Raw genomic sequence first — 15,025 nt, forward strand, 5'->3', positions numbered from 1 at the left:
TTGAGGAACATGCACTTTACCTATTTGCTTATAAAGAGGGGGCATGACTTCAGTAGCCAGCAGATGATGCCATCTTTTACAGACGCCAAATAAGGAAGGAACTACGCAAGCCTCTAAGATAGGGAGTAACAATTCATTGGGCAAGCTTTCAATAGATGTGGATGAGATAGGATGCATTTTATTTCCTTCGGTAGAGATGACCTTTTATTAATTTTATTTTTTAAAGACAAAATATAAAAATTAAAAAAGCAAGTCAAACGAATTCGTATCCTTATCCATGGAAAAACAACTCACAGATGATCTTTCACTCTTTTTTTCAGATAGATTCAAGCAGTTGAAGCTTGCTTAGTTGCGAAAAGGAAAGCGGATTACTTGTTTAAAGATAAGATGGCTAAAAGTTTTTTTATTTCATTTTAGCTCATCCCAATTTAAAAATTACTTATGGTTATTCTACAATGGAAAACGCTGCCTTATTTTTTCTGGAATATCTTTCAAAGGATTTTCCGCTAATTCAAGCCCATGCAGCTGAGACAATTGCCCGATTTCTGCAGGCAGGCTAGTGAGCTGGTTTTGATTTAAGTAAAGCCCTTGTAGCTGAGGCAGTTGCCCGATTTCTCCAGGCAGACTGGTGAGTTGGTTTTGGCTTAAATCAAGCCATTGCAGCTGAAGCAGCCGCCCTATTTCTGCAGGCAGAGCGGCGAGCTGGTTTTGATTTAAGTAAAGCCCTTGTAGCTGAGGCAGTTGCCCGATTTCTGCAGGCAGAACGGTGAGCTGGTTTTGATTTAATTCAAGCACTTTCAGTTGAGACAGCCGCCCAATTTCTATAGGCAAAGCGGTGAGCTGGTTTTGATTTAAGTAAAGCACTAGCAGCTGAGGCAACTGCCCAATTTCTGCAGGCAGACTGGTGAGCTGGTTTTGATTTAATTCAAGCACTTGCAGCTGAGACAGCTGCCCGATTTCTGCAGGCAGAGCGGTGAGCTGGTTTTGATTTAATTCAAGTCTTTGCAGCTGAGGCAGCTGCCCAATTTCTGTAGGCAGTAAGATGAGCTGGCTTTGATTTAAGTAAAGCTCTCGCAGCTGAGACAGTTGCCTGATTTCTGCAGGCAGGCTGGTGAGTTGGCTTTGATTTAAGTAAAGCTTTTGCAGCTGAGACAGCTGCCCAATTTCTGGGGGTAAATAAGTCAAACCTACTCCAGTTAATCCTAAAGCCGTGATGTTTTTACAATTTTCTTCAATCCAATCTCTAAGAAGCTCTCCTTTTTTTTCTAGAGGCAAGTGCTTAATTTCTTCTCGGCTCAAGTATTCTTCCCCACCAGGAAGTCTTTTCCAAAGTAAAAGGCGATTAATATTTAAGAGATAAGAAGAGTAATTAGCCAGCGTTAAGCCTCTTTTTTCTTCTGTTTTCCCTTTAAATTCCAAAGGAGAAATAGATTTAGCTAAGGTAAAAACTTGTTTAAAAACTTGATAAACTTTTTCAGTAGAGGTAAGTACAGGATTGAGTTGATAAACTCTAGCTAACATAAGAGCTTGCTGGGTAGTGGCATTCCCTCCGGGGAAATGAAGCTGGGCTATTTTTTTATAAAGAGAAGTCATCACTTCAGAAGCCAGCAGATGATGCCATCTTTTACAGATGCCAAATAAGGAAGGAACTGCGCAGGCCTCTAGGATAGGGAGCAGCAATTCATTGGGCAAGCTTTCAATAGAGGCCGAAGAGAGAGGATGCATTTTATTTCCTTGGGTAGTAATGACTATTTATCATTTTATTTATTAAAGGCAATATAAAAAAATTAAAAAAGCAAGTCAAACCAATTCGTATCCTTATCACCAGGGGAGCAAAGGCTAACTTGTCAGGCAAAGAGCAAGCTACTGTGCCTTGTAGGCGATAGCTAGATATAGAAGGTTTTTGCTCAGCTTTGGGCCGACCAGATGTAGTATACTTTTGAGTTGCAATAAAGTGAGGTCCTATAATCTGTATATATTGTAACAGTTCAGATACCCCTTTTTTTATTCAGGAACGTTTGAATGGAATAGAAGTTAGGTAATGGCTTCTTGCAAGTTGGCCTGTCGATCTATGGCTAATAGACGAGGGCTGCCTCGGATGGCATCTGCCAAGGCATCCCAGACATCCCAGCCTTGTTTGCGTGCCGTAGAAATGTAGCTGCGGATGCGGCAAAAAATCTGCCCTCCTTTAGGCTTACGGAAACAACCCGATATCTTTTGCTTTAACTTAACCATACGAATGTCTTGTTCGCCTTGGTTATTGGTAAAGGGTACGGCAAAATCGTACATGAACCGCAACACGCACTCTCGCTTTTCTTTTAGACGGTCCAGAAGGTTTTTACCTTCCCGTTGCCTTTGCTTACCTCTTTTACTTTTTGGCAATGGAGGCAGGCTAGAATGATAGGTAAGCCCATCAATAATTTTCTGTTTATAAGCCTGCTCAATGTCTTGTAAAAGCTTTGGAGGTAGAGCTTCTTGATTTACATGTTTTTCTACTTCTTGCTGGGCAAAAAGCAGTAATTCTTTCATTTGTTTTGCCCACATTTCCTGCTTTTCCTCATGCATAAACGTCAATTCTCTCAAATGATACGCATTGCACAATCCATGCAACATTTGTTCATAAGAAAAGTAAGGAAACCAATGGTCATGAATGGCTATACTTTTAAATTGAGGTAAAATGTTTGCCTCATCCATGGCTTGTTGCCCGCGCTTAGCATGCAGGGTGTATAAAGTAGCCCTTGGTGAAGAGGCTACGTGCACCCACGATAGTTTTTTTTCACAGCGGATGCCTGTCTCATCAAAGTGTAAAACGCGTGTGGCTAGCAAGTATGTTTTCAGATTATTTTCAAAGGTTTCAAGTTTCTCAAAGAGTTTTTTGTCGATATTTACACAAGTGCCAGGTGAAAGAGTTACATCAAACACATCTTCAAAAATTTCGCAGACGCGATCCACGGGTATAAAATGTTGATCGGCAAAGTAAGCTGCCAGGGCTTGAACTCTCTCGCCATATTGCACAGGCCCTCTAACGTTTTCAGGAAATATTCCTCTACTATTTTTTCCACAGCAAGGGCATTTTTTCTCCTCCACCCGATGTTCTGTCACCTCACACTTAGAAGGAGGAATTTCAAAAACCTGACGTCTTTCTACACAAGCACCTTTGATTTCACTAAGGGTTGTTTGGCATGTTTGACACATTGTGGGTGTATGAATCACCAAGAAATCGGGTTCTTCGACCTGCAAAAGACCTTTTCCAACATGCCCTTGTTGAGCACCTGGTTTTTTGCCTGATGAGCCACGTTGGCTTTTTGGCATCCGCTTCAAACCATCACTGCTAGGAGGTTTGTTGCTATTAGAACTGTTCTTTGTGAGTTGATCTTCTAAGCTACTAATACGATCTTGCAGTTGTTGGATCTGAGCCTGTTGCTGTTGGATCTGAGATTGCTGCTGTTCGATGATCTTTTCAAGATAGCGAATATAAGTGCGAATGGCAGCTGGAAGAGCATCAAAATCTTTACCGGAAATAGAGGGCATAAAATTTGGGTTATCTGCATTCATGTCTATAGAATAGCAAATCTCTCATACTAAAGGGAATCAATATTTATTGATGGCCATTTCGTTGAGGTGAACAGGCATTGGTTGGGGGGGATCTGAACTGTTACTATATATTTAAGTTTTTTTACAAGCTTATCTAATTGGCGGTTAGTACTGCTTGGACATGAAAACCCTTGCTGTATGAGCCTTAATAAAGGCTTTGGCTTCTTTTTCACTGCCCTTGTTGTAGGGCTCCTGGCCTTGTAACACATGTAGGGGATTTCTGATGAAAATGTAATGTATCGATGGGTAGAAAATGCTTACTGGCAATATTTTTGTGGGTATGACTTTTGGCACCAGGCGCCACCCATCTTACTTCTTTAATTAACACGAGTCATTGGATAAGGAAATAGTTGAAAAAAGACCTTTAACTTGCGTTAAATATAAAAGTGCATGACTTTTAAAGTTGCATGTGACTTAGGCTTAATCATATCCTGTAAGAAGGGAGCATAAAATAGCTAATGAATAAAAAATTTGTTAGAGGGGTGCCTTTCTGATTGCGGATATAAATTGTAAAAGATAAGTTAAGCAAAAAAGGAGAAATTTATGGCGCGCTTTTTATTTAGCTTATTTTTGTGGGTGAGTGCCTCTTTATTTGCTCAGAATGAATTGCCTCTTGCCTCCGTAGAGATAAACAATTTTTTACAATCCTTTGATGCTGCTTGGAATACACATAACACAAAAGCTTTAATTTCTTTATGGAGTCCGCAAGGAGATTTTATGACTCCTCAGGGACGCTGGATCATGAATCCAACTCAACTTGAGAAGCACTTTAAATCAGGAAAAATTGGCTTTTATGGAAAAAGTACAATTAGTCAATCTTTAGATGCAGCTCGTTTATTAAATCTTGAGCTTGTAATAGTCGATAGCACAGTCAGATTGGATAAGGGGGTTAAAGATGATCCTCTTAACTCCCTTTTGCAGCATGCTGTGTATGTTTTAACAAAGAAGAATGAGCAATGGAAAATTTTAAGCCTTAGAATGTATCAATTTCAACCCCAGTCTGTCGAATGATTATAAAGCCCCTTACATTGGAGCATCAACCTCTTCTTTCGCCGGCTTGGCGAGATCTTTGTGTAACTTATGACTTGCGTTTTGCCGAGTATAGTTTTGCCAATGCTTTTTTATTTCGAAAAAAGTATGCTTACCAGTTTGTAGAATGCTCAACTCCTTGCCTTCAAGGAAGATGGCAGAATAATGATTGTTTTGTCATTCCTAGCGTGCCTCCTAAGCAAATAAAATTTAAACTTTCCCAGCTTTTGCCAGGCTGTACCTGCTGTTTTTTTCCTCTTCCAGATGCTTGGGTAGAAGATTGTCAAAAAATGAATATGTCTTTGATCTCTTGCCGAGCCGATACAGACTATCTTTTTCGCAAGTCCAAATTGCAAACTTTACAAGGTAGAGAATTAAGCAGCCGAAGAAATTTATTAAATCAGTTAGAAAGAAAATATTCTCTTGAGTCCAAAGAAATTAAAGAGGAAAATATACAAGAGGCTTTTAAGCTACTGGAAAGATGGCAATCTCAAAAGGAAGACTCTAAAGAAACAACCGATTACTACTCTTGTTTAGAAGCATTAACATACATTTCCAAATTACATCTCTTTGGAAGAATTGCCTATGCTGACGGCCAAGCCTTCGGATTTACTCTGGGTGAACTCCTGACTCCAAAAACAGCTCTATTGCATTTTACCAAAGCTTTAACTTCCATTAAAGGAGCGACACCCTTTCTTTATCGAGATTTTGCTTTAAGCCTACCTGATAGTGTGCAGTGGATCAACCTAGAGCAAGATTTAGGAATTCCTGCCCTTAGGCAAGCTAAAAATGCATATAATCCTGATTTATTATTAACTAAATGGAAGGCTTCATAAGGATTAGCTTAAGAAACTGCCATGGCAAAGAAAAAGCCAAAAAACAAGGAATAGTAAGCAAGGGTTTTTATCTCTAACCTATTAATATTCAATATTTAGCTTTCTTGGGCATAGCAGAAGCAGTCTTGTGTATGGTTATTAACCATACCCACTGCTTGCATATAAGCATACATGATAGTAGGGCCTACAAATTTGAAATTCCGACGTCGTAAATCCTTACTCAAGGCTCGCGATTCTTCTGTTTCAGAGGGAACTTCTTTGATATTTTTCCGATAATTATTTTTAGTTTTCCCTCCTACAAATTGCCAAACGTAGGCATCAAAAGTGCCAAATTCTTCACGGACTTCCATGAATCTTTGAGCGTTGTTAATAGCCGCTTGAATTTTTAAACGATTTTTGATAATCCCCGAATTTTTCATTAAATTTTCTACATTCTGCTGATTAAATTTAGCTATCTCTATCCAATTAAAATTAGCAAAAGCTTCGGCATAATGTAGACGGCGCTTAAGGATTGTCTCCCAACTGAGGCCAGCTTGAGCGCTTTCTAAAATTAAGAACTCAAAGTGCTTAAGATCGTCATGGACGGCGACACCCCATTCGTTATCATGATATGCTTCATAAAGTTGATGATCTTTTGGCACCCAAGCACATCGTGGGCGTTCCTGCAGGTTAGTTAAATTTTCTTTCATTTAAATCTAGGGGGTGAAAAGTTCTTTAAATGTTTTATTCTCAGGTATCCATTTTGTTATAAGAATAAAATACTTGTATATAACATGAAAATTAAGCATATATAAAATAAATTTAAAAAAGAGGGCGCTAGATGAATACTATTCCTAATTCTATACATAAAAGCCAAGAAAATAATCTCAATAGCAAAGATTTTGATGCTCGTGGTTCTACCAAAGGAAAACATCATTCAGTACAAGATCTTATCACCCTCTTTACGCCGCCTCAAGAACCCGAACAAGGGGCCACTAAGAAAAAAATAACAGCTAGTGTACGGAAACGTAACTTAGAAAAAGCACGCTTAGCTGCTAAAGAGGAAGAAATGGAAGAAAAGCTTACTTTAAAAAATTCACTCTTTTCTCGCCCGCTCCTGAATAACAATTGTGCTGATTCATCACTTTCCATGCATCGGTTAAACTCTTCCACGAGTTTTGAGCTGAGTACCTATTCTCAAAGTAACTCTTTTGGTTGTAGCGATTGTACAAAAAATTTTTTACCTACCCCGATAAGCATAAATATTTATGATTTTTTTAAAAGTGAGGAGGGGGTGTTTTCTCTAAAAGAAGCTAAAAATCTTTCCTTACATGCTGTTTTATTATCTTTACGTTTACTAGGCTATGAGGTTATTAAAGCCTCTGAAGAAAAAATATATCTTTCGGAAGGCTTAAAGGAAGCGGAAAAGGCTTTAAAGCTAGCTTTGGAGAAGTTTTTTGAGGAATCGGAAAAGTTTTCCGGATCGTCGTTAGATAAGGTTTCTCCAATCTGGGATGCCCAGCATGAAACGCGGCTTTTAGATTTAGTTCAAAAATTCTTAAAGGATAAAATCTTTTTGGATGCAGAGTTGATGACTGAACGGAATAAAAAAATTATTAAAAAGTATGCTCCTCATACAGCAGAATTATTTAATAATATCGGTCGACTTGAAAAAAGAAATTATTTATTGCTGGATAAAATACAATCATTTATGGCAGGGGGGGCTTCAAAGATAAATAATTCATCGTCTCCTCGCAGAAATGTCTCATTTTCACCAGGGGTGAAACAAAGTACTTCTTTCTCTTCCTTTTCCTCATTAAATATTACCTTGAGGAAGAAAGAGGAGATAAGCATAGAATCAATTGAAACGCTAGAATATGCCAAAATTTCCAATGATTATCTTTACTTAAAGCAATTAAAATCTATCGTAGAGGCCCATAAAGTTAGTTTGCTAAATTTTAGCCAACATATTAAGTCTTTTGATCCCAAGTTAGGAATGCAAGATTGTTTTAAGGGAACACTTGTGGAAAAAATTGTCTATTTAATAAATGAAAATGCAACGTCACTTTTATCCACCATCAATACTACACCTTTAAAATTGATAGGAAAAATATTAGCCAAAACTCCTAGCTTGATTGAAGATCACCTAGAGAGGCAGCTAAATCCCCAATTAGAATTTATTCATTTAAAATTGCTTGAAAATTTAAAATTAAGAGAAAGTGAAATTTCTTCTAAGCAAGATTTAAAAGAGAAAGTAATGGATAATTTATTAAAAAATCCTTTAGAGAATTTTAGTGATATTGAACGCATTTTAGTAGAGGAGGATAATATTATCCATTTATATGAGGAAGGCCAAGTCCTCGTTATATCAGGAAAGACAGCAGACGAGCGCTTTTATTCTTTATTAGAAATCTTTAGTGCACGCTTCTTTGGGAGCCCTCACTTATTTAAATTTCTTATCGATAGATTAAAAAACTTTTATCCGGAGGGAAAAAAAGTAATTTCCGACCTACAAAAAGGATATGAGATGCTTATAAATTTCCACCTTGTCGATAGGGAAAAGTTAAATGAAGAGTTGGAAAAAAACTTTAGTAAAAAAATTTCTCTCGATCAAGCTTTAATTTATTTAAAAATAAGTTATAACTTTCTTCAGCAAAACCTTGTTTATTTGATCAGTAATGCGATGTTAAACACCAGACGAAGCAAATTCCGTCAAAAAAATCTCTCTCTTAAAACTCCTAGGCTCTCTATCAAGGAAGAAAAAAATCAAATTTATGTTATTTTTAACGAGCAGGCGTGTGAATTTAAATATTTAAGGAGGGATGGGCTTGTTGAAAAAGAAGCCATACTGACTCAGCTTTATTCTTTTAAATTACCTTATCCCCACCAACTTATGCATACCGAGCTTGAGATTTTTTTCTCAGGGATACATCTTTATTTTTCTTGTCCTCAAAAAGTCTTTGAAAACCATGAAACCTTGCAAGAAATGGTTTTTGATCTGAAATTAATAGGAGAAACTTTTGAGATAGATCAATTAGATATTCAATTAACCTCGTCTATTTAACATCAAATTTTAACAATAGCTCTATAACTTTTCTTAAACCGCTAAACACCAGAGCCTGAAAGAAAAATATTAAGAAAAACCTTTTTTAGTGCTGGTAAAGGCAGAAAACCCTCTTTTTTGTAAGCGGTCACAAGGTAGGCCCAGCTTTAGAGGCGTTTCTGAGGGCATCTGCAAAGCCAATAATGCTTGCAAATAGCTGTCTTTTCTATTTATTGCACTTTCTGGTTTACATTACTTCCCTATCATTAGAAACTTAAGTAGTTTTATCCCTCGTGAACGCTTACTCTTTTTCTCTCAATTTTTTGTTAATAATACGCTTTCAAGCTACTTCTTATGTAATTCCGTACTTTGTATAATTCCTCTCATTAAGTAGAGAAGCAACTTTCAGAGGGTTAGGTAGGCAGGCTTAGTTTTTTTAAAGCGTATAATTTTTTATAAAAAACGTTCCTCAAATATTTTCTTTTCCAAAAGTCTTGAGATTATTTGCTAATTTTATTATGTATAGAAGTGTTTTATGATAAAAATTTATAAAATTTACTTGTTTGTTAGCAAAAAGTAGCGGTCTTTTTTTTACAAATAGAGGGGAAAGGGGGTTTATATGAATATAGCTTGGTTGTTAGCAGAATTTATTGGCACATTTACTCTCATCTTTATTGGTGCAGGATCCATTTGCTTAAATGAGATGACACATGGGGGAGTGGGGTTGTTAGGAATCGCTGTTGCTCATGGCCTTGCCCTTGCAGTAATGGTATCAGCGTTGGCACACATTTCGGGAGGAAAGTTCAATCCCGCAGTGAGTTTAGCAGTGTGGGCGGGTGGCCAGCAAAGTACGATTCTTACCCTTACTGAAATAGTCGCTCAACTTTTAGGCGCTATTGTAGGAGCTTTTGCTTTAAAAGGGATATTTCCTGCTGCTACTCTTTCTCTAGCTAAGTTAGGAACTCCTATGATAGAGTCTAGCTTATCTAGTTCCGTAGGAATTTTTACTGAAGCTACCTTGACTTTTTTACTCGTGTTAGTGGTCTATGGAACGGTTGTAGACACACGAGGGGATTCTAAAGGCGTCGGTGGATTTGCGATCGGGGGTTTTATCTTATGTGGCATATTAATGGGAGGGGGAATAACAGGGGCTGCCATGAATCCTGCTAGAGCTTTTGGCCCTGCTCTTGTTGCAGGCGAGTGGGCTTATCAATATGTCTACTGGATAGGGCCTATCATAGGTGGACTTCTAGCGGGAATCTTATATAGCCGCCTACTAATGAAGCATAAGCTTTAAGAACCTTAATTTACAATGAGTGAGTTCTTAAATAAAGCTAATCGCTTAGTATGCTTTTTTTTCTCTTGGCTAAGGCAAGTGTTTAATAAGCACAACTTTTAAGATTACTCATCCATAAAAATGTTAGCTGCTTAAAAGCATACAGAACAAGGGTAGGGAAGTAAAAAATAAAGTTAATATTTAGGATAAATTTTTTTAGGCTCGTTTTAAAAAGAGATCATTTTCATGGATAAATTTCATAAAGGGAGTGGGGTATTTTTTCGGTCTGCTTGTTCCATTCATTTTTTATAAGTTATCGTTTAAGTCTCTAATATCCTTTATTAGCTTTTACTCCATGCATGGCTTATTTAATCATTAGAGAAAGGACAGCTATCTTTCATATAGGTATAAGTTAATCTTGCCTTGAAATAGTTCAAAAGCCTTGATATCTTTTCACTTTAACTTTTTATAAAATCTTTGCAAGTCAGTTTTTTTTAAAATTTTTTGCTTCATTCTTTAAGTTTTTATTGAGCCTACAGCTAGCATCTTCCTCATCTTTTTTTTAATTCTATCTTCTCTAATCTTTTATGAATTAAAGGTTTGAAAAGCTTAGCAACAACCGACTCTAACCTCACTTATTTATGAAAGCAGAATGTATAATTGACGAATAGAAAAGCTTTATCCATCCATGCAAAAGAAATAATATTTTTCATTTGATTACTCTTATGAAATAGGTAGAATGGCCAATAGAGTATTAAATTAGGTGACTATGCATCAACCACCTCTTATAGAAGATCTAGCAGTAGTATTATGCATAGCGGCCATAATGACTGTACTTTTTCAAAAGATTAAGCAGCCTACTGTCCTAGGTTATCTGATAGCAGGTATTATTATCGGCCCTTACACTCCTCCCTTTTCCTTAATCGACGATGAATTTGAAATTAAATTACTCGCTGAACTCGGGATAATTTTCTTGATGTTTTCATTAGGCTTAGAATTTACTTTCGGTAAATTAAGACGACTAGGGCTATCGGCGATTATTATAGGTTTATTCGAAGTTGCCTTAATGGCTATCATCGGTTTTTTTGCGGGCAAAATACTCGGCTGGTCTCCCTATGAATGCCTTTTGTTAGGCGCTGCTTTATCGATCTCTTCCACTACTATTATTGTTAAAGCCCTGGAAGAATTTAATCTAAAAAGGTTCTCATTTGCTGAGCTAATGGTTGGGGTACTTCTAATGGAAGATTTGCTAGCTATCTTATTGCTAGTATATGTTTCAACCTTGGGGGCTCCTGGCGAAGTTCTCTCCACCCGAATCGTATCAACCTCTTTAAAGCTTTTGCAGGTAATTACCAGCTGGTTTCTTGTAGGCTATTTTGCTTTGCCCTATATTATGCGGAAAATACAAAATTATATTACTGCCGAGACTTTGACTATTATCTCTGTAGGATTATGCCTTTTCCTTAGCTCTGTAGCCGTTTACTTTAACTATTCGGCTGCATTAGGTGCCTTTATTATGGGCTCTATTTTAGCCGAAACACCTTTAGTCCATAAAATTGAAAAATTAACTTTGCCCATCCGGGATATATTTGCTGCAGTATTTTTTGTATCGGTAGGAATGTTAATTGATCCGCTACTAATTATAAAATATTGGCCTTCTATTCTCATCCTTTCTTTAGTAACTATTACCGGCAAGTTTTTAACTAGCGGCTTAGGAGCGTTATTAGCAGGACAGAGGATTTCTGATTCAATACGGATCGGTTTTAGCATGGCTCAAATAGGAGAGTTTTCATTTATTATTGTGGGATTAGGAAGTTCATTGGTAGCTACCGATGGATCCTTGTATCCTATCGTGGTCGCTATTTCAGCAATTACCACTTTTGCTACCCCTTATTTGATAAAGCTTAGCCTGCAGATTAGCTATCGTGTTGAAAACTCTGTGCCTCAGAAGGGGGCCATGCTATTGAAAAAATATCATGCCTGGATACTTCCTATTGTGAGGGGCCACTTGGGGCCCAAGGGGGTGGAAGAAAAAAAGATCGTGCGCTTCATTGTCAATGCTATCATTATGGCTATCTTAGCGACAATAAGTGCCCAAGTGATTATTCCTCGTTTTCTTCCTATAGTAGATCAACAATGGCCATTTCAGTTTATCTTTTGGTTGATGCTCTACATACTAGCCTCTCCTTTTATTTGGGCAATGTTATTTACCTATCCTTCTTCAAAAGCCAACAAAAAAGCCTGCATGTTACAGATATTGCTCTGGGTCATTACCGCCGCTGAACTGAGCGTGTTGTCTTGTCTATACCTTTCCTTTCCCTGGGTAGCAATTCCGCTAAGCATTGTTCTCTCTATTTACTTTACCCTATTTTTTCGGCCGCTTAAGAGGTGTTACACATGGTTAGAAAATCGCCTGATTAATAATTTGACTTGCAAACATGAGCTAGATGAGACTCTCTTACAAGGCTTAGCTCCTTGGGATAGTACCTTGGTAAAAATCAAAGTTAAAGAGCATTTTCCTTTTATTGGCCAAAGTTTAGAGGAATGTCGCTTGCGCCCATCTTTTGGAATTAATATTGTGGCCATCCAAAGGCATCTAAAGACAATTTGGTTACCTAATGCTCAAGAGCGAATTTTGCCAGAGGATGAATTGGTCGTTTTGGGAGAAAATGAGGAAATTAACCGATTCAATTTATCGATCCAACGTATTGAAGAGGTTGTGGATTTAGAGGAGTCTCCAGCTATGGAGATTCAAAAAATGTATGTCGATGCAAACCCTTGCCTTCTTCACGTGCCTATTTCAAGTCCTACAGTTAAGCAGCATATAAAAGGGCTTATTGTAGGTCTAGAAAGGAATGGAAAGCATATTTTAAATCCTCTTTCTCCTACTATTTTACAGCAAGGAGATATTTTACTTTATATCGTTAAAAAAGATGAAAGAATCTAAAGGTCAATTTACTGCTTTAAAGCAGCCTTACAGCTCATAAAACCTTCAATCGGTGGTATGTTCATTTTCCGCCTAGCTCTAGGGCCTTGATTGATAAGTTCTAGCTTACGAGAGAGGCAAGAAATGCCTAATTTTCAACAACCTTTAGCATTTGCCTATCTGATTGAAAGCTGTTGCTGCTATTCATCCATTAGGATGTCGCTGGAGCTATAGCTAAATACTAGTCAATGTTTTTGGATAAATCTATAGCTTTTTTTAAGTTTCATAACTTAAACAAAATTTATCTAACTTAGATCTGCTTACTTCTCCTTCCTTATAGAGTTAAATCATTGAATAACAGAGGCTATCTTCAACGTTAATTTCTTTTTATCCCCCTGCGTATTAAAAAAATCTAGCAAGGAATTAACAGCTAGCTTAAGCTAAAAGCCTTGTTTTTTAAAGTCTTAAAGTCCGAGAGAGATCTACCTACTTACTTAAGCTCTTAAATGAAATCACAACTTTTTTATGTCTAGGCAAGCTTAAGTGGCCCACTAAACATTTCACTAATATTTCAGGAAGAATGCATGAGTTAAATGGCTTTTTTGGATAGATGATTTTTTTTGTTGACTATAAAATTTTTCTTTTACTATTTATACGCTGTGCTAGGCAAAATAGAGCCATATAAATCCCTGCAGATGAGAAATAATGAGATTCCCTATTAATAAAACACTTCTTACAGTTGAAAAAAAGATTAGATTCTTTACTGCTTTAATGTTTCTTTTATTACTCTTCTCTGTGAGTGGGTGTCGTTACTCTCATCGTCTCGTACCAACTGTAAATCCTCCTTCTGTGCCTTCATTTTACGTCCCTAAAAAGATTCGTGTCGCATTAGTCCTAGGGAGTGGTGGCGTGCGTGGTATGGCCCATGTAGGAGTGATTGAAGAACTTGAAGCTGCAGGAATATCGGTGGATTTAATAGTTGGATGTAGTGCAGGCAGTATTGTAGGCGCTTTATATGCAGATAACCCTTGTGCTAAATATATTAAAGAAGCTGTTTGGAACTTAAAGGCAGCTTCTTTGTTAGATTTTGATTTATGGCAGTGTCGTTATGGTCTTTGTCAGGGTCGCTCGTTAAGTAAAGTTTTAAATAAATATTTAAAATCAGAAACTTTTGAAGAGCTAAAAATTCCTTTAGTGATAGTGGCTAGTGACTTAAATTCAGGAGAATTGATTCCCATAGGTTCAGGAGATGTGGAAAAAGCCGTCCAGGCCTCTTGCTCGATTCCTTTTATATTTGTACCTCAAGAACACCTAGGACGTATACTAGTGGACGGGGGAGTGGTCAATCCAGTTCCTGTAGAGGTGGCGTTTGATATAGGAGCTGAGCTTATTATCGCGGTAGATCTTTGTGAACTTTTGCCACGTACTTTTCCCACCAATCTTTTTGAAGTAGCCACCCGTAGTGCAGAGATAGCCTTTATGTGGCAAAATGAGACCTGCTGTCATCATGCGGATGTAATTATCCGTCCTAAAACTTGTGATATTGGTACTTTTAGTGATCATTTAAGAGACCAGATTTATGAAGCAGGAAGGCGTGCTGCCAGGGAAAAAATTCCTGATATCTTGAAGAAGTTAGACGCTTTAAAAGCCAACTCTATTAATGATAGCTTAGAGGAGGATGATTGGTGTCTCTATTCACCTCAATGTTATACACCTCAAATTTATCTAAAGAAAACAGCTCCGGGGAGCGCGCCTGATTGATGAGAAAGATCAACTTGTTAAGCTAAATGAAAAGCATTCTTAACTTGTTTTTGGCGCTTTCTTTAAAGAGAGAGGCTGCAGCTTTTACTTATAGGATAATAAATTTTAGTGCGGAAAATTTCTTCCAACTAGTAGAAAATGCTTATTAGCGTAAGCACATATTAGCAAATATGCCAGGCTTAAAGTTTATAAGGAAAGAAATATGCGCTCTGAAACCCCTTCCATTTGTTGTTAGAATTTATCCGCTTTGCTACCTGCAATTTTTTATAAGTTAATGGGAAAAGAGAATAGAGCGACAGACAGCTTGTTTTCTAAAAAACATTTGTTTAAGAAAAGCTTGTAGTAAGAGGCATGATGATGCGCCATAGATCTCAGGAGTGGCAATCTTTTACATATTAAGGCGGGTAGTTTTCTTCTTGCTATCTATGAGGCTAATCCTGTAAAGATCAATCTATTGAGTACTCAAGGAAAAAACATACAGTTTTGCTAGGCTAATTTTTTAAGTGCTTGAGGGGCTTTATAATGATAAATAAAGGCAATGTTAAGCTTCTTTTCTCCCATCTGCTTGGGTGTAGGTGATA

At 37.3% G+C, this 15,025-nt stretch carries 9 protein-coding genes and 1 pseudogene; 7 read left to right on the forward strand and 3 right to left on the reverse strand.

Annotation, left to right across the window (positions count from 1 at the left end):
• Nucleotides 1–450: 450 nt before the first annotated feature.
• Nucleotides 451–1,725, reverse strand: a complete 1,275-nt coding sequence (locus DB42_RS04105) for a leucine-rich repeat domain-containing protein (RefSeq protein WP_052435972.1) — start codon at nucleotides 1,723–1,725, stop codon at nucleotides 451–453.
• 309 nt (nucleotides 1,726–2,034) lie between these two features.
• On the reverse strand, nucleotides 2,035–3,531 hold the full coding sequence (locus DB42_RS04110; protein ID WP_162180754.1) for an IS66 family transposase: 1,497 nt from the start codon (nucleotides 3,529–3,531) through the stop codon (nucleotides 2,035–2,037).
• A 240-nt stretch (nucleotides 3,532–3,771) separates the two neighbouring features.
• Between DB42_RS04110 and DB42_RS11585 the strand changes: the two are divergent.
• The 3 genes and pseudogenes from DB42_RS11585 to DB42_RS04120 form a co-directional block, all read left to right on the forward strand.
• Nucleotides 3,772–3,885: pseudogene (locus tag DB42_RS11585) on the forward strand (transposase); the annotation flags it as partial.
• Between the two features lie 252 nt (nucleotides 3,886–4,137).
• Entirely contained in the window at nucleotides 4,138–4,605 is a 468-nt protein-coding gene (locus DB42_RS04115; protein WP_044881865.1) for a nuclear transport factor 2 family protein, read from the forward strand.
• Complete coding sequence (locus tag DB42_RS04120) at nucleotides 4,602–5,459, forward strand: DUF2156 domain-containing protein (RefSeq protein WP_044881866.1); 858 nt, start codon at nucleotides 4,602–4,604, stop codon at nucleotides 5,457–5,459. Before DB42_RS04115 ends, DB42_RS04120 begins: the two co-directional genes overlap by 4 nt.
• Before the next feature lie 95 nt (nucleotides 5,460–5,554).
• Here the strand turns inward: DB42_RS04120 and DB42_RS04125 are convergent, their stop codons facing one another.
• Nucleotides 5,555–6,148: a DNA-3-methyladenine glycosylase I gene (locus tag DB42_RS04125; RefSeq protein ID WP_044881867.1), complete on the reverse strand. Its 594-nt coding sequence runs from the start codon at nucleotides 6,146–6,148 to the stop codon at nucleotides 5,555–5,557.
• A gap of 131 nt (nucleotides 6,149–6,279) precedes the next feature.
• Here DB42_RS04125 and DB42_RS04130 point away from each other — a divergent pair, with 131 nt between their 5' ends.
• The 4 genes from DB42_RS04130 (at nucleotide 6,280) to DB42_RS04145 (ending at nucleotide 14,444) form a co-directional block, all read left to right on the forward strand.
• Nucleotides 6,280–8,502: a hypothetical protein gene (locus DB42_RS04130; RefSeq protein ID WP_044881868.1), complete on the forward strand. Its 2,223-nt coding sequence runs from the start codon at nucleotides 6,280–6,282 to the stop codon at nucleotides 8,500–8,502.
• Between the two features lie 598 nt (nucleotides 8,503–9,100).
• The gene (locus DB42_RS04135; protein ID WP_044881869.1) at nucleotides 9,101–9,778 is read left to right on the forward strand and encodes an MIP/aquaporin family protein; all 678 of its coding nucleotides are present in this window, start codon (nucleotides 9,101–9,103) and stop codon (nucleotides 9,776–9,778) included.
• Nucleotides 9,779–10,526: 748 nt separating this feature from the next.
• Nucleotides 10,527–12,704 carry a cation:proton antiporter gene (locus DB42_RS04140; protein ID WP_044881870.1) on the forward strand — a complete coding sequence of 726 codons (2,178 nt, stop codon included), beginning with the start codon at nucleotides 10,527–10,529 and terminating at the stop codon, nucleotides 12,702–12,704.
• Nucleotides 12,705–13,388: 684 nt separating this feature from the next.
• Entirely contained in the window at nucleotides 13,389–14,444 is a 1,056-nt protein-coding gene (locus tag DB42_RS04145; RefSeq protein ID WP_232044376.1) for a patatin-like phospholipase family protein, read from the forward strand.
• Nucleotides 14,445–15,025: the final 581 nt, after the last annotated feature.

It is taken from the genome of Neochlamydia sp. EPS4 (assembly GCF_000813665.1).
Classification (GTDB): Bacteria; Chlamydiota; Chlamydiia; order Chlamydiales; family Parachlamydiaceae; genus Neochlamydia.